At 74.1% G+C, this 23,865-nt stretch carries 13 protein-coding genes and 1 riboswitch; of the genes, 10 read left to right on the top strand and 3 right to left on the bottom strand.

The genetic code is table 11. The features are described from left to right. The first annotated feature begins 26 nt into the window (after window positions 1–26). The 4 genes from PSQ21_RS15640 to PSQ21_RS15655 are packed head-to-tail and all read left to right on the top strand — an operon-like array spanning window position 27 to window position 10,790. Window positions 27–3,956, top strand: a complete 3,930-nt coding sequence (locus PSQ21_RS15640) for a tubulin-like doman-containing protein (RefSeq protein WP_274031118.1) — start codon at window positions 27–29, stop codon at window positions 3,954–3,956. Next, a complete protein-coding gene (locus PSQ21_RS15645; RefSeq protein ID WP_274031119.1) occupies window positions 3,953–6,607 on the top strand; it encodes a hypothetical protein in 2,655 nt (884 codons plus the stop codon). The genes PSQ21_RS15640 and PSQ21_RS15645 overlap by 4 nt, the downstream gene beginning before the upstream one ends. After that, window positions 6,604–8,658 (top strand): hypothetical protein, encoded by a 2,055-nt coding sequence (locus PSQ21_RS15650; RefSeq protein WP_274031120.1) that lies wholly within the window; start codon window positions 6,604–6,606, stop codon window positions 8,656–8,658. The genes PSQ21_RS15645 and PSQ21_RS15650 overlap by 4 nt, the downstream gene beginning before the upstream one ends. Beyond that, on the top strand, window positions 8,655–10,790 hold the full coding sequence (locus PSQ21_RS15655; protein ID WP_274031121.1) for a hypothetical protein: 2,136 nt from the start codon (window positions 8,655–8,657) through the stop codon (window positions 10,788–10,790). Before PSQ21_RS15650 ends, PSQ21_RS15655 begins: the two co-directional genes overlap by 4 nt. Window positions 10,791–10,917: 127 nt before the next feature. Here PSQ21_RS15655 and PSQ21_RS15660 read toward each other — a convergent pair whose 3' ends face one another. Then, window positions 10,918–12,090, bottom strand: a complete 1,173-nt coding sequence (locus PSQ21_RS15660) for a hypothetical protein (protein WP_274031122.1) — start codon at window positions 12,088–12,090, stop codon at window positions 10,918–10,920. A gap of 63 nt (window positions 12,091–12,153) precedes the next feature. Continuing rightward, window positions 12,154–15,759, bottom strand: coding sequence for a cobaltochelatase subunit CobN (gene cobN, locus PSQ21_RS15665; RefSeq protein WP_274031123.1), 3,606 nt, complete (start codon window positions 15,757–15,759; stop codon window positions 12,154–12,156). A gap of 92 nt (window positions 15,760–15,851) precedes the next feature. Continuing rightward, window positions 15,852–15,931, bottom strand: a riboswitch (cobalamin riboswitch). Window positions 15,932–16,233: 302 nt separating this feature from the next. Here cobN and PSQ21_RS15670 point away from each other — a divergent pair. From PSQ21_RS15670 to PSQ21_RS15680, 3 genes are read left to right on the top strand one after another with little or no spacing between them, the layout of a single operon-like run. After that, entirely contained in the window at window positions 16,234–17,655 is a 1,422-nt protein-coding gene (locus PSQ21_RS15670) for a cobalamin biosynthesis protein CobG (protein WP_274031124.1), read from the top strand. 56 nt (window positions 17,656–17,711) lie between these two features. Further along, window positions 17,712–18,341 carry a precorrin-8X methylmutase gene (locus PSQ21_RS15675; RefSeq protein ID WP_274031125.1) on the top strand — a complete coding sequence of 210 codons (630 nt, stop codon included), beginning with the start codon at window positions 17,712–17,714 and terminating at the stop codon, window positions 18,339–18,341. Then, window positions 18,338–19,879: a precorrin-2 C(20)-methyltransferase gene (locus PSQ21_RS15680; protein ID WP_274031128.1), complete on the top strand. Its 1,542-nt coding sequence runs from the start codon at window positions 18,338–18,340 to the stop codon at window positions 19,877–19,879. Before PSQ21_RS15675 ends, PSQ21_RS15680 begins: the two co-directional genes overlap by 4 nt. Before the next feature lie 12 nt (window positions 19,880–19,891). On the opposite strand, the gene PSQ21_RS15685 is transcribed toward PSQ21_RS15680, so the two are convergent. Then, a complete protein-coding gene (locus tag PSQ21_RS15685; protein WP_274031129.1) occupies window positions 19,892–20,644 on the bottom strand; it encodes a cobalt-precorrin-6A reductase in 753 nt (250 codons plus the stop codon). A gap of 17 nt (window positions 20,645–20,661) precedes the next feature. Between PSQ21_RS15685 and PSQ21_RS15690 the strand changes: the two genes are divergently transcribed. From PSQ21_RS15690 to PSQ21_RS15700, 3 genes are all read left to right on the top strand, one after another. Continuing rightward, window positions 20,662–21,783 (top strand): cobalt-precorrin-5B (C(1))-methyltransferase, encoded by a 1,122-nt coding sequence (locus PSQ21_RS15690; RefSeq protein WP_274031130.1) that lies wholly within the window; start codon window positions 20,662–20,664, stop codon window positions 21,781–21,783. A gap of 184 nt (window positions 21,784–21,967) precedes the next feature. Further along, window positions 21,968–23,191 carry an AAA family ATPase gene (locus PSQ21_RS15695; RefSeq protein ID WP_274031131.1) on the top strand — a complete coding sequence of 408 codons (1,224 nt, stop codon included), beginning with the start codon at window positions 21,968–21,970 and terminating at the stop codon, window positions 23,189–23,191. Further along, the gene (locus tag PSQ21_RS15700) at window positions 23,188–23,862 is read left to right on the top strand and encodes a hypothetical protein (RefSeq protein ID WP_274031132.1); all 675 of its coding nucleotides are present in this window, start codon (window positions 23,188–23,190) and stop codon (window positions 23,860–23,862) included. The genes PSQ21_RS15695 and PSQ21_RS15700 overlap by 4 nt, the downstream gene beginning before the upstream one ends. The last annotated feature ends 3 nt before the right edge of the window (window positions 23,863–23,865 follow it).

Consider the following 23,865-nt stretch of genomic DNA (forward strand, 5'->3'; position numbering starts at 1 on the left):
CCCCGGCCGGAAGCGGGAGGAACCCCATGAAGATCTTCCAGCCGATGCTCTTCGTCGGCCTGGGCGGGACCGGCGGCCTCGTCGGCGCCGAACTGGAACGCAAACTGCGCGTGGACCTGTGCGGGCCCGACGGCACCGCCCTCCAGCACATCGGCGGCCTCGCCCCCTACCAGCTGCCCGACTGCCTGCAGTTCGTGTACGCGGACTTCAGCGAGTCCGACCTCCAGCGGCTGCCCCAGTTCAACGTGGACTCCTCGCTGCGCGCGGCCTACGCCCGCACCTCGCGGGCCACCCACAACCTCCTGCCGAACTTCGACAGTTCGCCGGAGGTGACGCAGATGCTGCGGGCCGGCCTGCGCGAGGAGGTCGCGGGCTGGCTGCCCCCGCGCGAGGGCGAGCCGCGCGTCACGCCGCTGCACAACGGCGCGGGCCAGCTCCCCACGGTGGGCCGCGCCGCGCTCTTCGCCACCCTGCGGCACTCCCTCCAGCCGGTCCTCGAACCCCTCCTCCAAGCCATCGACGCCATCGCCAAGTCCGCGGGCGAGCTGAGCGAACTGGGCGGCGGCCGGGTCACCGGCTGCGATGTCTTCGTCGCGTTCTCCGTCGCCGGCGGCACCGGCGCCGGGATCTTCCTGGACTATCTCCACCTGATCAACCAGGCGTTCAAGATGCGCCGCTTCAACGGCGTGAAGATCTACCCCCTGGTCGTCATGCCGTCCTCGTTCTCCGCCTCCACCGGTGGCGGGCGCGAGGCGGAGCTGAACGCCGCCCGCTCACTCGTCGACCTGTTCCGGCTGGTCGACGGGCAGAACGCGCCGACCGCCGGCGCGGAGATTGGCGAACTCGACCAGGAGACCGGCCTCGGCATCCGCTACCCGGGCACCACCCCGGTCCGGCTGCGCACCGGGATCCTGCCGACCGCGTTCCTCTTCAGCCCGACCGCGGGCATCCGCCAGGACGACCTGCGCCGCTCCATCGTGTCGCTGGTGATGTCGCTGATCGGCACCGAACTGGGCGACAGCCGCTCCCAGGGCCGGCCCATGGCCGGCGACGACGACTTCCAGACCTTCGCCGCGAGCTTCATCAACCGGGGCGTGCACCGCAGCGCCCTCTCCCCCACCGGCATCGGCAGGCAAGGGGTCTCCACCAGCCTGGTCGCCTCGATGACCGCGCCGATGGACCAGCTGGCCGACCTGGTGGCCGGGCGCCTGCTGCGGGTCGCGGTCACCGAACTGGCGGAGCGCCCGCGCAACCCGGTGAAGGACGACACCGTGCGGCTGGTCCGGCAGCTGTTCGCGGACTCCCAGCTCGAAGAGCTGTGGGAGCGCAAGCAGTTGCCCGTCGAGGACCCGCAGCCGCTGCCGCGCGGCGGCAAGGCGATCGAGGAGGCGCTCAACAACCGGCTCGGGGACATGCAGCGCCTGCTGTCCGAGCTCCAGTCCATCGCCGACCGGCAGGCCGCCGCGATGGCCGCCCGGTTCAGCCCGCGCCCGGCGATCGAGAAGCTCCTCCAGAGCGTCGACCCGTTCCTCGCCGAACGTCTCGTCCGGGGCGTCCCGGACAGCGAGGACGAGATCACCCGGCTCGGGTTCCTCGGCATGCTCACCGCCCGCGCCCGCTCCCCGAAGCGGCCCCCGGGCGTCACCGACCAGCCGCCCAAGACCCCCCGGATCAAGGGCAGCATCGCCGGGCTGGCCCCGGCCCGGTGGGGCGACGACGACGTACGGGTCGTCCTCCAGGCCCAGGACAGCTGGTACCGCTGGCGCAGCCGGGCCGTGTGGCACGAGGCCTGGCGGGAGCAGCAGCAGCGCTGGCAGTCGCACGCGGACACGGCGGGCACCGACCTGGCGCGGCTGGTGAAGGCCTTCCGTAAACACGCCCACCAGGAACCCAAGTCCTCCCAGCAGAAGGGCCTGGAGCTGTACGCGGAGCGCACCGGCATCTCCTACCTCCTGCCGCCGCAGCGCAGCCTGAACCACTTCTACGAGGACGTCGTGGCCCGGCTCGTGCGCGGCGAGGGCCTCCGCGAGAGCGACGACGAGGCGTCGCTGCTGCTGCGGCTCATCGACGGGGACACCTGGCGGGAGGTGCACGCCCGGAGCCACCGCGAACCCGACGGGGCGGTCGGAGCCGTCAAGGCGCGGCTGGAGGGGCGGATCACCCGGCTCTTCGCCGAGAGCGGCGCGCAGTTGGAGGAGCGGCCCCTGCTGCCGTCGATGAGCACCCTGCTGGCGGCCGCCTCCGGTGACGCGGACGCCACCGACCAGGTCAGCAAGGAGGCGCTCGACCTGTTCAGCCGCAAGCTCGCCGCTCTGCTGCCGGTCGGTTTCACCCCGGAGGGCACCGGGCCGCTGCGGGTCCTGGTCACCCACCCGCGGGTCCAGGCGGCGGAGGAGGTGCAGGAGCACCTCTCCAAGGCGCTGCGGCTGCCGTCCGACGCGAAGAACTCCGTCGAGTACCGGGGCGTGGAGAGCGACTCGATCACCGTGGTCCTCTTCCGCAGCGAGATGAGCCTCACCCAGGTGCCCGAGGCCCGCAAGGTGCTGCGCCAGTGGGCCAGGGCCAAGGACGACGAACAGGCCCACGACGTGCTGCGCTGGCGCCAGCGTCTCGGTTTCGAGGACGACTGGATGGTGAGCAGCGAGGAGGACCGGCGCACGATCCTGCACCGGCTGCTGTGCTGCATGTGGAACGGCCAGGTCGACATCCTGGACGGCGACCCCTCCTCGCCCTCCCGGGTGCGGCTGCGGCTGTTCGCGGAGAAGGGGGCGGGCGTCCCGGGCGTACGGCTGCGGCTCGGGGACTTCCCCGGCGGTATCTCCAGCTGGTCGGAGCTGCTGCGCTCCTACGAACGCTGGACCGTGCTGGACGACGAGCGGACCGTGGAGGACTACTGCGGCAAGCTGATGAGCGCCCAGCCCCTCGGGGTCGGGCGGGCGGGCACCGAACCGGACCCGATGTTCGTCGAGCTGGTCGAGCGGATCGCCCCGCGCCAGCTGGAGCTCCTGACGGAGCGCCGGGAGCTCGGCGGCCGGCGCGTGGACGGCTGGATCCGGCCGCTGTGGGAGTTCTGGGCGGAGACCCTGCCCGCCGCGCTGGACATGGAGTTCGGCGACCAGAAGGCGATTCAGCCCACGCTGCGCACGCTGCTGGAGTACGCGCGCGGGGGCGTCCCGATGACGCCCCCCGCCCGGCCCGCGCCGGAGCGCCGGCGCGTCGTGGCGGACGACGAGGACTGGGGCACCTCGGCCCCGAGCACCGGCGAACGCCTGGGCGACGACACCCTGCCCGGTCCGCGCTCGGCTCCCGCCCCGGCCCCGTACGGCACGGAGGAGCGGTACGCCGGCGCGGACCGGCACACGGACACCCGGCACGGGGGCGCCCGGCACGGGGCGGACCGGCACACGGACACCTGGCACACGGAGGAGCGGCACGGGCGGGACGCCTCACGCGAGGACCGGCCGGTCCGTCGCGCGGAACGCCGGGACGAGCGGTTCACGTCCGAACGGCCCCGCGACGAACGGTTCACGTCCGAACGGCCCCGCGACGAGCGGTTCGCGGCCGAGCGGCCCCGCGACGAACGGTTCACCGACTCGTACCCGGAGTCGCGGGCGGGTGACGCCCGGTTCGCCGCCACCCCCGGCGAGGCCTGGCCGGGAGACGACCGGCACACCGGGGGCGAGCCCGACGGCGCACGGGACGTCCGCGCCCGGGACGTCGACGGCAGGGACTTCGACGACAGGGACTTCGACAGCAGGAGCTTCGACGGCAGGGGCTTCGACGGCAGGAGCGTCGGCGCCCGTGGCACCGGTGGCAGGGACGACGGCGACGCCGACGGGTTCGGCGAACAGGACAGGCCACCGCTCCGCCCTCCGGCCGAGGGCGGCTGGGACGCCGACAGCTGGGGCACGGACGACGAGGGCGGCGCCGGGCGCCGGAACGGGGGCCCGCAGTGACCTCTCCCGAGGACACCACCGCCGTGGTCCGTCTCGACCTGCGCGCCGGGGCCGCGGCCCTGGCCACCTCGCAGGCCGTGCGCGACCAGGTGGCCGAGCAGCTGGGCCGGGCCGGACTGCCGGAACCGGACTACCCGTTGTTCCTGGTCACCGACACCCCGGCCGGGCTGACCGACCACCAGCTCCAGTACGAACTGCTCTCCGGCTACCGGGCGGTGGGCGAGACCCGGATCCTGGTGCTGCTGGTGGGCAGCTCCCCCGGTTCGTACGCCGGCGGGGAGGAGGCGTACCTCCCCGACCGCCGGCTGGTGCGGCCCACGACCCTGCGGGCCGCCACGACCGGCCTGGTGTGGGCCGGTGATCTGCGGTCCGCCCGTAACGCCCTGGACCGGCCGGAGCCGGACGACCCCGCGGCGCTGGCCGTCCTGGTGGACCTCCTGTCGGTCCCGGACGTCTTCGTCCGGGTCCTGGAGAGCCTGCGGAAGCTGCCCGACTCCGTCGCCGCGCCCGGGGTACGGCTGCTGGAGCAGGACCTGCCGACGGAGGTCAGGGACCGGGCCTGGCGGGACGCGCTGACCCGGTTCGCGGGTGAGGACACCGGGACGGGCGACCCGGTCGACATCACCCCGGACGCCCGGCTGCCCGAACCGCTGCGCGCCCTCGTGACGGGGCGGGACCGCCGGAGCCACGGGCACCGGCGGCCGGACGACGTGGCGGACCGCGCGCACCGGACGTGCGCGGAGTCCCTGGACCGCGCGGACCGGGACCTCGTCGCGCTGCGGTCCTTCCCCGGCCTGCTACACCCGGCCCGGCGCGAGGCCCTGGAGGCGGACCTGCACCAGGCCCGCGAGGATCTGGACGGGTTCCGCGCCCTGGTGGAACGGGCCCTCCGGGTCGGCGGCGGCGCCGCTCCCACCGCGGAGGCCGCCGCCCGGCTCGGCGCGCTCGGACTGCGGGTGCCGACGGCCGACAGCGCCGGGGAACGCGTCGGCGAGGGACTCCGCGAACTGGCGGGCACGCTCCTCGGTGACGGGCTCACCCTGCGTTCGGTGGCCCAGCACTTCACCGCGCTGGCCGGGCGGGTCGAGCCGGTGCCGGGCACCGCGCTGCTGCACCGGCTCGCCGACCACTCCGAGGAGTCGGTGACCCGTGGCTCCGCCACCGAGTACGCCGCACCGCCCCGCACCCCGGGCACGGTGCTGCTCATGGCGGGCGCGGCCGGGCTGCTGGGCGGCCTGTGGCAGTGGCCCGCCGTCCTGGCGGCGCTGCTGGTGCCGGTGCTGTTCGTGGTCGTCGCGCTGCTGGGCGCGAACCGGCTGCGCACGGGCCGGCGCGCCGCCCGGTGGACGATGGGCCCGCGGGTCGCCGCCGTCGCCGGCGCGGTGGCCGGGGCGGCGGTCGCGTACGCCGCCGACCCGCCGCTCTGGCTCGGCGGGTCCGGGCTGCTGGCCGGTCTCGGCCTCACCGCCGAGGCGGTCCGCAGGCTCTGGCGGGACGCCGCCGACTCCTGGGCCGCCGGGCGCGGCACGACGGCGCTGCGCACCGCGCTGGACGGGCTCGACGCCCTGCTGGCGGAGCTGGTCCGCGAGCACTGGGCGGCGGAGGAGCGGCTGTACTGCGCGGACGCCGCGCGTTCGGTGGCCGGGATGCTGCGGGCGACCGCGACCGCCGCCGACGCCCAGGCCGCACCGGAGCCCCTCGCCCCGGCCGGGGCGGGCGGTTCCGGCCCGTACGGGAACGACGGCTGGCTCGACGGGCCCTCCGCGCTGGAGACCCCGGAGCCCGACGCCGCCGACGGGGGCGCGGACGACGGCGACTGGGCCGCCGCCTACGCCTGGGACAACACCCGGGACCGGGACAGCGACCCGTACGACGACCGGGGCAGCGACCCGTACGACGACCGGGACGGCGGAGCCCCCGGGCCGTACGGCGCGTCTTCCCCGGCCCCGTATCCCGCCGGACCTGACGACGCCCCGTGGGGGAGCGGCGAGAGCGACCGCGCGCCCCGCTGGCTCGACCGGGAGACCGGCGAGGGCGGGCCGGACCTGGTCGCCACCCTCGCCGGGGACCTCCGCAACACCGCGATGGCCGCCATGGCCCCCTACTGGGGCGCCGTGGAGCGCGGCCAGGCCGGGGCGCTCGCGCTCTCGCGGACCGAGGAGCGGGTCCGCGAACTGCTGTCCGCCGCCCGCCACCACCTGTGGCGCTACGGGGTGCTGGCCCCGCCGCCGTACCCGGCCGACCACCGGGCACACACCACGGCCGCCGGGCTGCTGGGCACCGATTCGCTGCGGGTCGCCGAGCTGGTGGGCCGGGAGGCGGACCGGGGGGCCGTCGTCCAGCTGTCCTCGCCGGAACAGGGGGCCCTCCTCAGCCGCGACCCGGAGGCCGCCCTGTGGATCCGGTTCGCCCCGGGCACCCTCCAGGGCGAGATCGAGGCCGCCTGGCGCAAGAGCGGTTCGCCGCCGGCCGAGGAGGCCCTGTGGACCTCCTCCGGGCGGTACGCGGGGCTGATCCGGCTCACCCCGCTGCGGATGGGCGTGGTCGACACGGTCCTGCCCCGGCAGAGCACCGGCGGCGGTCCCCGGACCGGCGCCGACCACGCCGAGCCCACCGTCCGCGCCGAGTTCAGGGAGGACGACCGGTGGTGAGCACCACCCCGCTGGGCAGTCCCGCGCCATCGGGGGCCCCGCGCCCCCACCTCGTCTTCGCCGACCCCACCGGGCGGCGGCGCACCACCCCGGCCCGCTTCGGCCCGGACTCACGGCGGGATCCGGCGCTGCCCCAGCGCATCCGCAACGGGCTGCTCGACGACCGGGGGCAGCGGTGCGTCCAGGTGTTCCTGTCGGCAGCCGACGCCGCCAACCCGGCGGCCCGCGCCCTGCTGGACACCGAGGCGGGCACCGCCCTGCGCCTGGACCGGACCCTGGAGAACACCCCGCACGCGTATCTGTTCCCCTCCGTCATCGGCTACGAGCTGGACACCGCCGAGCCGTTCCTGCTGTACGCCGCCCCGCGCGGCATCCCCGTCGGGCGGACCCATGTGATGTCCGCGAGCGACCAGCGGGTGTTCGCCCGGGACCTGACGCTGGCGCTGTGCCTGCTGGACGGCCAGGGTCTCGTGGCGCGCGGGATCTCGCCCGCGACCGTGTTCTGGGACGGTACGTCGGTGCAGTTCTGGGGCCTGGAGAGCGTCGACCGCGCCGGGCGGCCCCGGACGCCGTGGGGCCGGGCCCCGTTCGCCTCGCCCGAGCAGCACCGGGGCGAGGGCCTCGTCGACCCCCGGGACGCGGTGTGGAGCGCCGCCCAGGTGCTCTACCAGCTCGTGACCGGCCGACCCGGCCCGGCCGACCGGGCCCCCGCCGACCTCGACCGGCACCGGGTGCTCGCCGGGACACTGCCCCGCGCGTTCGCCCCCACGGCGGCCGGACGCCCCACGCCCGCGGCCCTGTTGGAGCTGCTGGCCCCCGAGGAGGCGCGGCGGCTGGGGCCCGCGACCCCGCCGGACGGCTCCCGCCCGCATCAGGAGGCGTTCGACCGGGCCATCGACGCCAAGCGGCGGGCGCCCGCTCCCGCCGAGGACCCGGCGGACGGGCCGCCCGAGGACCGGGCCCCCGGGGAGGTGCTCTGCCCGTACTGCCTGGAGGGCATCCAACTCGACCTGAACAGACTGTTCGTGACGGACGACCAGATGCAGTACCGGCCCCTGGACCTCTCCCGTATCGGCAACCCGGTACGGCGCGAGGACGTGATGCGGGGCGCGGTCCAGCAGTGCACGGCAGACCCGGACTTCCCCGAGCACCACATCCCGGTGCCCTACCTCACCCATGGCCGCCCGCTGACCGTCGCCATGATCGGCCAGTCCAGCACCGGGAAGAGCCACCTGCTGACCCAGATGATCGCCGAGATCACCGACGGCGGCCTGGACCGGTACGGGGTGGGCTGGCAGTCCGTCAACCCGGAACAGCACGCCCGCTTCGTCCGGGAGCGGGTGCAGCCGCTGCGCAGCGGCAAGGTGCTCGACCACACGAGCGGGGTCGGCCTGGACGGCTTCGCGCGGTTCGTCGAGTCGCTGCTGCTCACCGACGCGCGCGGGCGGGTGCGCCCGGTCGCCTTCTTCGACCTGGGCGGCGAGGACCTCGTCCGCACCGACGGGGCGCTGCGCTTCCTGCTCGGCATCGACGCCCTGGTCTTCGTCGTCGACCCGGCGCTCGCGCTGCCGCTGCCGCAGCTCGACGGGGTGCGCGAGCGCTGGGGCACCGAGGTGGACCGGGACGGTGACGCGGCGTTCGGCACGGTCCTCGACCGGCTGCCGCGCCGGGGCCCCTATCTGGAGACCCCGGCGGCGATGGTGCTCGGCAAGTCCGACCTGCTCCGGTTCCAGCCGCCGGTCGACCGCTGGCTGGGCGAGCCGCCGCCCGCCGCGATCGGCCCGGACCAGTTCCGGGAGGAGAGCGGGGACGTCTACGCGCTGCTGCGGCAGTACGCCGGACAGGCCTGGCTGCGGCCCTTCGACGCGTTCCGCCGCTGCACCCTGCACATCGCGTCCGCCACCGGGGGCCAGGAGAGCCAGGGCCGCTACCCGGCGGGCGCGGGGCCGCGCCGGGTGCTGGAACCCCTGGTGTCGCTGCTGGCGATGCACGGGATCATCGAGGCGCCCGGGGGCGCCACATCATTCGGCGTGGGAAGGGAACCGCAGTGAACGACGCCCTCGATTGGCACGAGGAGAGCGGCCCGGGCGGCCGGCTCGACCAGGTGGTCTTCCGCTGGGACGGGAACCAGGGCCGCTCCAATGCGGGGATGGCGGCGGTGGCGCACTCCTGCTCCGCCGAGCGCGCGGAGTCGCTCCGCCGCGAACTCGGCGGGCTGCTCTGGGTGCCGGGCCCCGGCTCGGCACCCCGCCCGAGCAGCGTCCGGGTCTCCTCCCAGGCCGCCGGGACCGTGCTCCTCCAGCGGTGGCCCACCCTGGACCGGGGCGGCCGGCCCAGCATGGCCTGCCACGCGGTGTTCGGCGACCCGGACACCCTGACGCCGCGCCGGTGCCTGGGTCTCGGCGGCACCGCCTGGAGCGAACAAGCCGTCGCCGAGACGGCCGCCGGGGGCCTGCCGACGCTGGACGGGGCCCGGTTGCGGGCGGCGGCGGCCGAGCAGCTGCGCGACATGTTCGACAAACTCCCCGCGGTGAAGAAGCCGTTGATGGTGGTGACCGCCGAGTGGCTGCGCGACCCGTCCCGGCGGCTCTCGCTCCTCGCCGAGGAGCACGAGCTGCCCGGCTGGCCGCGCCGGAACTACGCCCCCCTGGTCTACCTGGGGCTGCTGTCGGTGTTCGGCGACTGGTTCGGCACGGAGTGGAGCTACGCCACGTACGACACGGTGGACACCCATTCCTTGCGCCTGACCTGTGTGCCCGAGTGGTCGTCCCAGGCGGCGGGCACCCGGTCGCTGGCCCGCATCCGGCTGCGGCTGCCCGCCCCCGCCGAGGGGGACGTCGAGATGGCAGCGGCGAAGGAGATGGTCGAGTACGTGCTCGACCGCCCCGACGCACCTCCGGGTGTGCCCCATCTGACCGGTGAACTCCTCTCCGGGGCCCGCCTGCCCCGGCAGGAACGGCGCGCGGCCCTGCGCCGCATGCTGGACGCCCGCCACGCCCCCGCACCGGAGGAGAGCCGCCACCACCGCGTACGCGAGGAGGACCGGTACGGGCGCGGGGGCCGGGAGGAGGACCGGTACGCGATCGAACCCCGGCGGGAAGACCCGTACGCGATCGACGAGCGCCGGGAATCGCAGGGGGACCGGCACGAGCGCAGGGGCCGGGAGGAGGACCGGTACGCGGTCGAACCCCGGCGGGAAGACCCGTACGCGATCGAACCCCGGCGCGAAGACCCGTACGCGATCGGCCCCCGGCGCGAAGACCCGTACGAACGCCGGGAACCCCAGGTGAACCGTTACGAGCACCAGGACGGGGAGACGCGCCACGAGCGGGAACTCCACCGGCTGCACCAGGAGTTGCTGGTCCACCAGCGCGTCGACGCCGCCCAGACCGCACGGCTGGCCGCCCGGCTCCGGGACCTCCGGGACACCGCGCTGCTGACCCTCCTGCGCGCCGACGGGCTGCCGTGGGCCTCCCGCGATCTCGTCCTGGCCGAACTGGCCGACGAGGGGCGACAGCGGACCCGCGACGAAGCGACCGCACACGCGCTCTGCACCGAAGTGCTGCGGCACAACCTCTACTTCCGGCCCGGCCGGCCCGAGGCGGACAGTCCGTCCGTCCCGGAGATGCGGGAGCGTGCGGCCGATCTCTTCTCCTGGGCCGTCGCCCCGCTCGTACGGGACCCGCACCAGGCCCCCGATCTCCGGCCGCTGTTCAACATCGTCCTCAAGGACGGTCGCGACACGGGTATGGAGTGGCTGCGCCGCCTCCTGGTCACGCCCCCGGGCGGCCGGGCCCCCGACCTGCCCCCGCAGGTGTGGCAGCAGATCGTGCAGGACCTTCTCGCCCGCCCCGCGCCCGTCGTCGCACCGGCTTCCGCACCGGCCCAGGCACCGGCACGGTCCCAGGAACCCGCGCCGCCCGCCGCCGTGCCGGCCCCCTCCGAGCCGCCGGTGCCCCTCCCGCTCTCGTACACATCTGCGTCGGCCGCCGCCCCTCCACCGAGGAAAGCACCGACTCCGACGCCGATCCGTCCCGCGCCGACGCCGATCCGTCCCGCGCCTGCGCCGCAGGACGGAGACTCCCAGGAGCTAGGTCTCCTCTACCAAACCTGGTTCGTGGCCACCATCGCCGGGATCCTCGGAGCGTTCATCATCGGCGTCCTCCTGAAGATCCTTATCTGACCGCCGTCCGGTGGCGCGGCCCCCTGCCGCCCGAGGAAGTCCGTGCTGCGGGGCGGCCGGCCGGCGGCCCCGTACCGGAACGGGCGCGCAGGCACGGTGGAGACGGGCCCGCCCCGGCGGCCCCGCGTCAGCCCGCCTTCTCCTTCTCCCCCACCGGCCGCCGGTCCACGACCCGGGCCGTCGCGTCCGCGTCCAGGTGGGCGGTGCCCTCCTCACCACTCACCGTGACCCGGACCCGGGGGCCCTCTCCCGTGCCCGCTCCGGGCGTCACGTCGATGCGCCAGCTCTTCGGTTCGCGTACGCCCAGGGTCGTGCGGGCCTCGTGGACCAGTGTGGGGAACAGCTCGTACGGGAGCATCTGGACGTGCATCGTCCCGGCGGCCGGGCGGGCGGCGTCGCCACGGATCCTCATGTGACGTTCCTCGATGGTGATCGCGGTGACCTCCGAGGTCCCCACGCGGGCCTCCAGCTCCGTGGCCGTCTCCCGCATCCGCCCGAGGACCAGCAGCGAGGAGGAGGGCCCGGAGACGGTGGTGGACGAGGTGAACGTCCGGGAGGAGGAGGCGGACGCCGTGGCGGAGGGCTGATTCGCCGAGGACCCCGTGTCGTCGTCGGACGTGAACAGCTCGCCCCGGAAGAGGAGCACCAGCAGCGCCGCACCCGCCAGGAAGGTGAAGAGCACCAGCAGGCACCAGGAGCCCTCGCTCAGCCCCGGCTTCTCCACCAGCGTGGACTCGGGCGCGGAGTCGATCTCCGCCTCCTCGGCCCGGCGGCTCCACTCCGGGGCCGGGCGGGTGACGATCCGCACCTCCCAGGGCTCGTCCGGGCGGTACTCCACCACGGCGATGGAGCGCGGCCGGTAGACAGGGATGTCGACCAGGTTGATGTGCTGGGTGGTGTTCACGCGGTACGCCGGTCTGCCGTCCTCCGGCTCCGGCGCCACGGTCAGCCGGAAATCCACCGGTACGTCGGCCGATTCACCGCTCGTCGCCCGCAGGTCCTCGATCCGGGCGAGGGCGGTCCTGGCGGCCGGCGGCTCGACGGTCCCCGGGCGCCGGCGCCCCGCGACGAAGCCGATCAGGATGAGGAGGACCAGGACTCCGCCGCCGGAGAGGAAGACCGGGACCCGCTCCAGGATCACGCCGACCACGAGGGCCGCGACCGCCGCCCCGGCCGCCCCCGAGGTGACCGTCAGACGCAGCCCGGCGAAAATCCCGCCCAGGACCGAACGGCCGTGCACAGCCTGCGCGTTGATCTCAGCGGCGTCCTGCTCCGCCGCCCCCTGCCCCGTTGTCCCCATGACCGTGATTGTGCCGGTCGGGGACGATCCGGGGCAGGGGGCGGCGTATAAAATACGACGAGATCAGTCCTCGCCCTCCAGGTTCCCCTCCGTCTCCAGGTACACCTGGCGCAGCGCGTCCAGCACCGCCGGGTCGGGCTTGGCCCACATGCCGCGCGACTCGGCCTCCAGCAGGCGTTCGGCGATGCCGTGCAGGGCCCAGGGGTTGGCCTCCTGGAGGAACTGCCGGTTCTCCGGGTCCAGGACGTACGTCTCGGTGAGCTTGTCGTACATCCAGTCGGCGACGACGCCGGTCGTGGCGTCGTACCCGAAGAGGTAGTCGACGGTGGCCGCCAGCTCGAACGCGCCCTTGTAGCCGTGGCGGCGCATCGCCTCGATCCACTTCGGGTTGACGACCCGGGCGCGGAAGACGCGGGACGTCTCCTCGACGAGCGTGCGCGTGCGGACGGTCTCGGGGCGGGTGGAATCCCCGATGTACGCCTCGGGGGCCTTGCCCTTCAGCGCGCGCACGGTGGCCACCATGCCGCCGTGGTACTGGAAGTAGTCGTCGGAGTCCGCGATGTCGTGCTCGCGGGTGTCGGTGTTCTTCGCGGCGACCTCGATGCGCTTGTAGGCGCTCTCCATCTCCTCGCGCGCCGGGCGGCCGTCCAGCTCGCGGCCGTAGGCGTAGCCGCCCCAGACCGTGTAGACCTCGGCGAGGTCGGCGTCGGTGCGCCAGTCGCGGGAGTCGATGAGCTGGAGGAGGCCCGCGCCGTAGGTACCGGGGCGGGAGCCGAAGATCCGCGTGGTGGCGCGGCGTTCGTCGCCGTGCTCGGCCAGGTCGGCCTGGGTGTGCGCCCGTACGTGGTTCTGCTCGGCGGGCTCGTCCAGCGAGGCGGCCAGCCGTACGGCGTCGTCGAGCAGCCCGACCGTGTGCGGGAACGCGTCGCGGAAGAAGCCCGAGATGCGCAGCGTCACGTCGATACGGGGGCGGCCCAGCTCCTCGTACGGGATGGGCTCCAGGCCGGTCACGCGGCGCGAGGCGTCGTCCCAGACGGGGCGGATGCCGAGCAGCGCGAAGGCTTCGGCGATGTCGTCGCCCGCCGTGCGCATCGCGCTGGTGCCCCAGAGGGAGAGGCCGACGGAGGTGGGCCAGGCGCCGTTGTCGGTGCGGTAGCGGGTGAGGAGCGAGTCGGCCAGCGCCTGACCGGTCTCCCAGGCCAGCTTGGAGGGGACGGCCTTGGGGTCGACGGAGTAGAAGTTGCGCCCGGTCGGCAGGACGTTGACGAGCCCGCGCAGCGGTGACCCGGACGGCCCGGCGGGGACGAAGCCGCCGTTCAACGCGTGGACGGCGTGGGTGAGTTCGTCGGTCGTGGCCGCCATGCGCGGGACGACCTCGGTGGCGGCGAAGGTGAGGATGTCGGCGACCGCTTCCGGCAGCCCGGCGGCGACGGACGCCACGGCGGCCGGGTCCCAGTCGGCGTCGTCCATCGCCTGGACGAGCGCGCGGGCCTGCTCCTCGACCGCGTCCGCGTCCGTGCGGGTGGCGGCCGACTCATCGAGGCCGAGCGCCTCGCGGAGCCCCGGGAGGGACGCCGTGCCGCCCCAGATCTGGCGGGCGCGCAGCACGGCGAGGACCAGGTTGACCCGGTCGTTCCCGGCGGGCGGGTTGCCCAGCACGTGCAGGCCGTCGCGGATCTGGACGTCCTTGATCTCGCAGAGCCAGCCGTCGAGATGCATGATGAAGTCGTCGAAGCCCTCGTCCTCCGGCCGGTCCTCCAGGCCGAGGTCGTGGTCGAGCTTCGCGGCCTGGATCAGCGTCCAGATCTGCGCGCGGATCGCGGGCAGCTTCGCCGGGTCCATGGCGGCGATCTGGGCGTGCTCGTCGAGGAGTTGTTCCAGCCGGGCGATGTCGCCGTAGCTGTCGGCACGGGCCATCGGCGGCACGAGGTGGTCGATCAGCGTGGCGTGGACGCGGCGCTTGGCCTGCGTGCCCTCGCCCGGGTCGTTGACCAGGAACGGGTAGACGAGCGGGAGATCGCCGAGGGCCGCGTCCGGACCGCAGGCGGCGGAGAGGCCCGCGTTCTTGCCGGGCAGCCACTCCAGGTTCCCGTGCTTGCCGAGGTGGATCATCGCGTCGGCGCCGAAGCCGTTGTCGTCGGCGGAGGCGGCGATCCAGCGGTAGGCGGCCAGGTAGTGGTGCGAGGGCGGCAGATCGGGGTCGTGGTAGATCGCGATCGGGTTCTCGCCGAAGCCGCGCGGCGGCTGGATGAGGATGAGGAGGTTGCCGCGCCGCAGCGCCGCGAGGACGATGTCGCCCTCCGGGTTGGCGGACCGGTCGACGAACATCTCGCCGGGGGCCGGGCCCCAGTGCCGCTCGACCGCGAGGCGCAGCTCCTCGGGGAGGGTGGCGAACCAGCGGCGGTAGTCGGCGGCCGGGATACGGACCGGGTTCCTGGCCAACTGCTCCTCGGTCAGCCACTCCTGGTCGTGGCCGCCCGCCTCGATCAGCGCGTAGATCAGCTCGTCGCCGTCGCCGGAGACCAGCCCCGGGATGTCGGCCTCCGGGCCGAAGTCGTACCCCTCGGCGCGCAGCCGCCGCAGCAGCGCCACGGCGCTGGCGGGGGTGTCCAGCCCGACCGCGTTGCCGATCCGGGAGTGCTTGGTCGGGTAGGCGGAGAGGACGAGCGCGATGCGCTTCTCCGCGTTCGGGATGTTCCGCAGCTTCGCGTGCCGTACGGCGATCCCGGCGACCCGGGCCGCGCGCTCGGCGTCGGCGACGTACGCCGGGAGTCCGTCCTCGTCGATCTCCTTGAAGGAGAAGGGGACGGTGATCAGCCGGCCGTCGAACTCCGGCACCGCGATCTGGGTGGCCGCGTCCAGCGGGGAGACGCCCTCGTCGTTCTCCTCCCAGGCGCTGCGCGGGCTGGTGAGGCAGAGCGCCTGGAGGACCGGCACGTCCAGCCCGGTGAGCGCGCCCGCGTCCCACGACTCGTCGTCGCCGCCGGCCGAGGCCTCGGCGGGCTTGGTGCCGCCCGCCGCGAGGACGGTGGTCACGATGGCGTCGGCGGCGCGGAGCGCGTCGATCAGCTCGGCCTCGGGCGTACGGAGGGAGGCGACGTACAGCGGGAGGGGCCGGGCCCCGGCGTCCTCCACGGCGGTGCACAGCGCGTCGATGAACGCGGTGTTCCCGCTCATGTGGTGGGCGCGGTAGTAGAGAACGGCGACCGTCGGCGCGCCCTCGGCCACCTCACGGGCCTCCCGCTCCAGCGGCCCCCACGCGGGGGCCGGGGCGGGCGGCTCGAAGCCGTGACCGGTCAGCAGCACGGTGTCGGAGAGGAACCGGGCCAGCTGCTCCAGGTTGGCGGGCCCGCCGTGCGCCAGGTAGGCGTGCGCCTCGGCCGCGATGCCGATCGGCACGGTGGAGGCGGCCATCAACTGGGCGTCGGGGGCCTGTTCACCGGTCAGCACGACGACGGGGCGGCCGGTGGCCAGCACAGCGTCCAGGCCCTCCTGCCAGGCCCGTACCCCGCCGAGGAGCCGTACGACGACGAGGTCGACGCCGTCCAGCAGGTCCGGGAGTCCGTCGAGGTCGACGCGGGAGGGGTTGGCGTACCGGTAGCTGACGGGTCCCTCGGAAGCGCGGGCGCTCAGGAGGTCGGTGTCGGACGTCGACAGGAGCAGGATCATGCTGCGTCAGGCCTTCCTCGGGGTGTCCACGCCCCGGGCGGTGTCGGAGGGTCTCCCCACGTCCGGCTCGGAAACCGGGCGCTCGGGGAAGGGAGTTCCTGACTCGCCCGGCCGGTGGTGGCGGCCGTGCTCACAGTGGCGGGACCGCGCCGGAATCTCACCGGGCTTCCTCCCCTGTCGCCGTCTGGCGATGGCGGCCTGAACGGACCACCGCCTGCATCCTAAGCGGCGGGGGCGGGATGGGGCAGGGGGCGGGGGTGCGGTGGTGATCACGGGCAGCGGATCACGGCGTCGCTCAGCACCTCACGGCCCCCGGACCGCCTGCCTCCGGCCTCCGGCCCCAACGCCGGTCGGCCTCCCGCCCCGCAGACCGGCCCGCCTCCCCTCCCCTCCCCTCCCCTCCCCCCGGACCGGTCCGCCTCCTGTCCCGCAGGTCACAGGAGCGAGCCCGTCGACGGGACCGGCCCGGTCGGTATGCTCGCCGCCATGCCCGATTCCGCCCCCCCGCCCCTTTCCCCGGGCGGCGCATCCCCCCGCGACGGCGGCGACGCCTGCCCGGGAACGCTGCGGCTGCACCGGGCCGACGACGGTGCGCTGGCCCGGGTGCGCGTCCCCGGCGGGGTGCTGAGCCCGGACCGGGCGGACGCGCTGCTCGCGGTGGCCGGCCGGTTCGGGGACGGTGAGCTGCATCTCACCTCGCGGGGCAACGTACAGCTGCGCGGCCTCGACGCGGAGTGCGGCGGCGGGCCGGCCGAACTGCTCGGCGCCGCCGGGCTGCTGCCGTCCGCCGCGCACGAGCGGGCCCGCAACATCGTGGCCTCGCCGCTCGCCGGACTCGACGGATCGCCCTCCGTCAGCGGCTGGTTGTCCCGGCTGGACGGCCTGGTGTGCGGCTCGGCCGCCGCCGCCGCGCTCTCCGGCCGCTTCCTCTTCGCCCTGGACTCCGGCCGCGGCGACACGGACGCGCTGGGCGCGGACGTGACCCTGATAGCGGAGGGCGGCGACTGCCTGCTGCGGGTCGGGGCCGCCGACGAGGTGTTCCGCCTGCCCGCGGCGGACGGCCCGCGCGCCGCGCTGCTGGCCGCCGAGACGTTCCTGCTCGCCGCCCGGGCCTCCGGCGCGTGGCGGGTGAAGGACCTGCCCGACGACGTGCGCGCCGCGCTGGTCCGCGCCACCGGGGCGGCGGCGGGCCCGGCCGTTCACCGCCCCCGTCCGCGTACGGCGAAGGGTCCGGCCCCGGGCCTCGTCACCGCGCCGGACAACGGCACGACCGTGACGGCGATCAGCGTCGGCGTACCGCTGGGCCGGCTCGCCCCCGCCCAGTGGCGGCTGCTCACCGATACGGCCCGGCGGTACGGGAACGAGCTGCGGCTCACCCCGTGGCGCGGGATCGTCCTCCCCGGCCCCTTCGGAGAGACCGGGCAAACCGAACAGACCGAGCAGACCGGGCAGACCGAGCAGACCGAGGAAACCGGGCAGACCGAGCAGACCAGGGAAACCGGTCAGAACGGTCAGATCGGGCGGAACGGGCGGACAACTCCATCCGAGCACGCCACCGAGGCGCTCGACGCCCTGGCGGCGGCCGGGCTCATCACCGGCCCGGACTCCCCGTGGACCGGCGTCAGCGCCTGCATCGGCCACCCCGGCTGCGCGAAGTCGCTGTCCGACGTGCGGGCCGAAGCGGGGGCCGCTGTCGGACCCGTCGGGCGGCTCCCTGTGTACTGGTCCGGGTGCGAACGCCGCTGCGGCCACCCCCACGGGGAGTGGATCGACGTGGTCGTCACGCCCGACGGACACCGGATCTCGCACGTACGGGGCGAACACCGTGACCCCCGGCCGGTGGCCGGGAACGACCCGGCGGCACTCGCCGCGGCGGTGGCCGAGGCCCGCTCCTGAGCACGCTCCCCCAGCTTCCCATCCCTCCCCGACCGGCAGAAGAAAGCGACAGCACTGTGCACCAGTACGAGAAGGACGGACCGGCGATCTACCGCCAGTCCTTCGCCACCATCCGCGCGGAGGCGGATCTGTCCGGGCTGCCCGCCGACGTGAGCCAGGTCGCCGTCCGGATGATCCACGCCTGCGGCATGGTCGACCTCGTGACTGACCTCGCCTTCTCACCGAACGCCGTGGCCGACGCCCGCGCGGCCCTGCGCTCCGGGGCGCCGATCCTCTGCGACGTGGCGATGGTGGCCAGCGGCGTCACCCGCAAGCGGCTGCCCGCCGGCAACGACGTGGTGTGCACGCTGTCCGACCCGTCCGTGCCGGAGCTGGCCGCGAAGATGGGGACCACGCGCAGCGCGGCGGCCCTGGAGCTGTGGCGGGACCGGATGGAGGGGGCGGTGGTCGCGGTCGGCAACGCCCCGACCGCTCTGTTCCGCCTGCTGGAGATGGTCGAGGAGGGCGCCCCGCGCCCGGCCGCCGTCATCGGCGTCCCGGTCGGCTTCATCGGCGCGGCCGAGTCCAAGGAGGCCCTGGCCGAGCACGCTTCGGGCCTGGAGCACCTGATCGTGCGCGGCCGGCGCGGCGGCAGCGCGATAGCGGCGGCGGCGCTCAACGCCATCGCGAGCGAGGAAGAGTTGTGACCTCTCCAGTGAACGGGACCAAGAGCGACGGTGCCGGCCCCGGCCGGCTCTACGGCGTCGGGCTCGGCCCCGGCGACCCGAACCTGATGACCCTGCGGGCCGTCCAGGCCATCGGCGAGGCCGATGTCGTCGCGTACCACAGCGCCCGGCACGGCCGCTCGATCGCCCGGTCCATCGCGGCGGCGCACCTGCGGCCCGACCACATCGAGGAGGCCCTGGTCTACCCCGTCACGACGGAGACCACGGACCACCCGGGCGGCTACCGGGGCGCGTTGGAGGAGTTCTACGAGAAGGCCGCGGCCCGTCTCGCGGCGCATCTGGACGCGGGCCTGACCGTCGCGGTGCTCGCCGAGGGCGACCCGATGTTCTACGGCTCGTACATGCACATGCACAAGCGCCTGGCCGACCGGTACCCGACCGAGGTCGTCCCGGGCGTGACGTCCGTCAGCGCGGCGGCGGCCCGGCTCGGCACCCCTCTCGTCGAGGGCGAGGAGATCCTCACGATCCTGCCCGGCACGCTGCCGGAGGAGGAGCTGACGGCCCGTCTCGCCGCCACGGACACGGCGGTGGTGATGAAGCTGGGGCGTACGTTCCCGGCGGTGCGCGGGGCGTTCGAGGCGTCGGGGCGGCTGGCGGAGGCGCGGTACGTGGAGCGGGCCACGATGGCCGGGGAGCGCACGGGCGACCTGGCGGACATCGACCCGGCGTCCGTCCCGTACTTCTCGGTCGCGGTCCTGCCGAGCCGCGTGGACGCGCCGCGCCCTTCCGGACGGACGGCCGGCGGCGAGGTCGTGGTGGTCGGCACCGGCCCGGCGGGCCCGCTGTGGCTGACGCCCGAGACGCGCGGGGCACTCGCCGCCGCCGACGACGTGGTCGGCTATACGACCTACCTGGACCGGGTGCCGGTCCGCCCCGGCCAGGCGCGGCACGGGTCGGACAACAAGGTGGAGTCGGAGCGCGCCGAGTTCGCCCTGGACCTGGCCCGGCGGGGCCACCGCGTCGCGGTGGTCTCCGGCGGCGACCCCGGGGTCTTCGCGATGGCGACGGCGGTGCTGGAGGTGGCCTCGCAGGAGGCGTACGCGGAGATCCCCGTACGGGTTCTGCCCGGGGTCACCGCGGCCAACGCGGCGGCGGCCCGCGCGGGTGCGCCGCTGGGCCACGACTACGCCACGCTCTCCCTCTCGGACCGGCTGAAGCCGTGGGAGGTCATCGCGGAGCGCCTGCGCGCGGCAGCCTCGGCGGACCTGGTGCTGGCCCTGTACAACCCGGGCTCCAAGTCCCGTACGTGGCAGGTCGGCAAGGCCCGCGACCTGCTCCTGGAGTACCGCTCGCCGGACACCCCGGTGGTGCTGGGCCGTGACGTGGGCGGTCCGGCGGAGAGCGTGCGGACGGTACGGCTGGCGGACCTGGACCCGGCGGAGGTGGACATGCGGACGCTGCTGATCGTGGGCTCGTCGCAGACCCGGTGGGTGCGAAGGGGCGGCTCCGACGCCGACCGGTCCATCGTGTGGACGCCCCGCCGCTACCCGGAGGCGTAGAGACACCGGGTCTCAGAGCCGACGCACCCACTCCACGGCCTCGTCGGGCGTACGGGCCACCGGTACCCCTTCCGGTACCGGTGGCCGCCGGACGACGACGACGGGAATCCCGGCTTCCCGGGCGGCGGTGAGCTTGGGGGCGGTGGCGTCCCCGCCGCTGTCCTTGGTGACGAGCACATCGACGCGATGACGGCGGAGCAGCTCCCGCTCGCCCCGGAGGTCGAACGGCCCCCGGTCGAGGAGAACCTCCGTCCGGGCCGGGCAGGGCGGCTCGGGAGCGTCGACGGACCGCACGAGGAACCACAGGTCGTCCAGGCCGGCGAAGGCGGCGAGCCCCATCCGCCCGGTGGTGAGGAAGACCCGCTCACCGAGTGCGGGCAGCAGCTCGGCGGCCTCGGCGAGCGACCCGACGGCGTGCCAGCGGTCACCGTCCTGGGCGACCCAGCCGGGGCGGCGGAGGGCGAGGAGGGGAACATGGGCCTGTGCGGCGGCCTCGGCCGCGTTCCGGCTCATGGTCGCGGCGAAGGGGTGGGTGGCATCGACGAGGGCGTCCACACCGTGTTCACTGATCCAGGCGGCGAGCCCCTCGGGCCCCCCGAACCCGCCGACGCGCACGTCACCGGGCGGCAGCCGGGGAGCGGAGACGCGCCCGGCGAGCGAGGTGGTGACCCGGACCCCCGGCTCGGAGGCGACCAGGTGCTCGGCCAGTCGGCGCGCCTCGGTCGTACCCCCCAGAACAAGAACACGCACAGGCTGCACAGGCATCGGAACGGACTCTTCTCTTGAACGCTGAGGCGCGGGGCGGTCGCAGTGCCCAACTCAAACACACCGGCCTGCGCCCCGGCTGGACGACCGGGGCCTGTGCGACGGCGGCGACGACGGCCGCGTACACGGCACTGCTGACGGGCGACTTCCCGGACCCGGTGACCATCACCCTGCCGAAGGGGCAGACACCGGCGTTCGCGCTGGCGGTGGAGGAGCTGACCGCCGGGCCCGGTGGGGCGGTGGCGATGGCCGGAGTGGTGAAGGACGCGGGCGACGACCCGGACGTCACGCACGGGGCGCTGGTCCGGTCGACCGTACGGAGACTGCCGCCGGGCTCCGGCGTGGTGTTCCGGGCGGGCCCGGGCGTGGGCACGGTCACCCTTCCCGGCCTGCCCCTGGAGGTCGGCGAGCCCGCGGTGAACCCGGTCCCGCGCCAACTGATGCGCGAGCACGTGGAGCGGGTGGCGGCGGAGCACGGCGGGACGGGGGACGTGGAGATCACGGTCTCGGTCGATCACGGCGAGGAGATCGCCCGCTCGACGTGGAACGGACGCCTCGGCATCCTGGGCGGCCTGTCGATCCTGGGCACCACGGGAGTCGTCGTCCCCTACTCCTGCTCGGCGTGGATCGACTCGATCCGCCGGGGCGTGGACGTGGCGAGGGCGGCGGGGCTGACCCATGTGGCGGGCTGCACGGGCTCGACGTCGGAGAAGACGGTGGTGGCGGAGTACGGCCTGCCGGACATCGCGCTGCTGGACATGGGGGACTTCGCGGGCGCGGTACTGAAGTACGTACGCCGTCACCCGGTCGCCCGCCTCACGGTATGCGGCGGCTTCGCCAAGCTCTCCAAGCTGGCGGCGGGCCACCTGGACCTCCACTCGGCCCGCTCCCAGGTCGACAAGTCCTTCCTGGCCGACCTGGCCCGGACGGGCGGCGCGAACGAGGAGCTGGCCACCCGCATCGCCACCGCCAACACGGGCCTGGAGGCCCTGCGCCTCTGCGAGGCGGCGGGGGTCCCGCTGGGAGACCTGGTGGCCGCCCGCGCCCGCGACGAAGCCCTGTCGGTCCTGCGGGGCGCGCCGGTGGAGGTCGACGTGATCTGCGTCGACCGGGCGGGGGTGGTGGTGGGGCGGGGGTAGGGCGGCGGAGCAACGGGCTCGCACACATCGCACGATCGAACCCACACATCGCACCATCGAGGACGTGTCAGCCGCACGGTCTACGCTGCACAGAGGCTGTCGCAGCCCGCACGCATCAGGCTGGACGCTGTTTGCTCAGGGCACGTGCGCCACCCGGCGATCTGCTACCCGATAGGTTCATCCCATGTCCGGCCGTCTTCTGGAACTACATGTCGAGAATTTTCGCAGCCTTCGTGATGTGACGATCCCTCTCGGACCGCTCACCGTCCTGGTGGGCCCCAACGGTGTGGGCAAGTCGAACGTACTCAAGGTGTTCGACTTCCTTGCCGCGATCATCCGGACCGACCTGCAGCCGGCGCTCGACGAGCGCGGCGGATTCGACGAAGTAGCCTTCTGGGGTGGCGAGAAACCGCCCACCTCCCTGGCGATTCGCCTCACAGCGGACTGGACCACGCATGCGAGCGCGAAAGCTCCGGACGAGTATTCGCTGACCATTCGCAGGCGTTCCCTGCCTGGCCGCAGCGGTTCCTACACCTTGTCACGCCAGGAGAGTTTCCGGTTCAAGCGGACTCAGGGCCGGGGCCGTCGGATCACGATTTCCGGCGATGCGGCCCGCGTCGTGGACGAGAGGGCCGGTCGTGAGTCCGACGGAGGCAAGTTCGGTATCCAACGGCTGAGCAGCGGCCTGTCCACCCTGCCTCGGCTGGGACGGTCGGACGGTGGGGAGGAAGTGACGAGGGTCGCGGAGCGCCTGTCGTCCTTCAGGGTCTTCGACGTGGACGTCACTGCCGCTCGACAGCCCACCCGCACCCACTCGATCAATGCCGGCCGTCTGGAGCCGCACGCGAGGAACCTCGCGGCGTTCCTGATCCAGCTCAGCACCGACGAGGAACGCTGGGGGCATCTGACGCACGATGCCCGCCGCATTCTTCCGCAGCTGGACGCCATCGAGTTCGAGCAGGTCGGGGGCTTCGCCGATCGCCTCGCGGTGGTGCTTCGCGAACGCGGCCTGCGCCGGCCCACGCCCCTGGCCGACGCCTCATTCGGAACAGTACGGCTTCTGGGTCTCCTGGCCATGCTCTACGACCCACAGCCCCCCGCCCTCACATGTGTCGAAGAGATCGACCACGGCCTGCACCCCCAAGCCCTCGAACTCATTGTGGAACGGATGAGGGAAGCCTCGGCGCGAACGCAGTTCATCGTGGCAACGCACTCCCCCGCACTCGTCGACCGACTGGAGCCTCACGAATTCATCGTGTGTGACCGGGACGAGGACGGAGCGTCCATCATTCCCGCCCTGACAACGACCGAGATCCAGACGATCGTCGCGGAGACCGGTGACCAGCCACTCGGCGAGCTGTGGTTCTCCGGCGTGCTGGGGGGCGACCTGACAGAGGACGAGCTGTGAGTCGCAGGCGGATATCGAAGCCGTCCGTCCGGGGCATCGTCGTGCTTGCGGGCGAGAGCGCGAACGACCGCCGTATGCTCGCCGCGTTCATCAAGGCAGCCCATCCGGCCCTTGCCGCCGCCGTCACCCTCACCGAGATCACCGACCCCGTACGCCTGCGGAAGAAGTCGGGCGCTGAACTGGCCACAGCAGCGAACACCCTGGTCAGCAAGGCGCGCGGCAAGGCCCGCTTGAAAGCCGGCGAGTTCGTCGGGATCGCCGTTCACGAAGACATGGATGCCTGCCCCGGCCCTGCTTACGACGCCGCGCGCAAGTCGGTCTCGGCCGCGCTGGGCAAGGCGGCCGGCGACTCCTCATCCGTGTACGCGCTGGCCGCCGCCGAGTCCGAAGCCTGGCTCCTCCTCTTTCCCGAGGCGTTCACGCTTCACCGGGCTTCCTGGAAGATTCCGACGGCGTGGAAGGGCAAGGACAGCGGGCGTCGCCAGAATCCGAAAGAAGACCTCGAAGGTCTTCTCACGAGCCCTCGCTTCAGGGAGAGCGACGGGCCGGAGATCGTGTCCGCAGCGCTGGCACAAGGATTGCTCACCGAGCCCAAGGGGACGAATCGCTCCTACCAGGAGTTCATCGCGGACGTCAGCGACTGGAAGATCCCCCGTCCGCCCGGTCGCTGACGT

Source organism: Streptomyces sp. MMBL 11-1 (genome assembly GCF_028622875.1).
Lineage (GTDB): Bacteria > Actinomycetota > Actinomycetes > Streptomycetales > Streptomycetaceae > Streptomyces.

Excerpts from the sequence above, each read along its gene's own strand:
- PSQ21_RS15660 (WP_274031122.1), bottom strand. The coding sequence starts at position 12,090 with ATGGGGACAACGGGGCAGGGGGCGGCGGAGCAGGACGCCGCTGAGATC.
- PSQ21_RS15670 (WP_274031124.1), top strand. The coding sequence starts at position 16,234 with ATGCTCGCCGCCATGCCCGATTCCGCCCCCCCGCCCCTTTCCCCGGGC.
- cobN (WP_274031123.1), bottom strand. The coding sequence starts at position 15,759 with ATGATCCTGCTCCTGTCGACGTCCGACACCGACCTCCTGAGCGCCCGC.
- PSQ21_RS15640 (WP_274031118.1), top strand. The coding sequence starts at position 27 with ATGAAGATCTTCCAGCCGATGCTCTTCGTCGGCCTGGGCGGGACCGGC.
- PSQ21_RS15685 (WP_274031129.1), bottom strand. The coding sequence starts at position 20,644 with ATGCCTGTGCAGCCTGTGCGTGTTCTTGTTCTGGGGGGTACGACCGAG.
- PSQ21_RS15695 (WP_274031131.1), top strand. The coding sequence starts at position 21,968 with ATGTCCGGCCGTCTTCTGGAACTACATGTCGAGAATTTTCGCAGCCTT.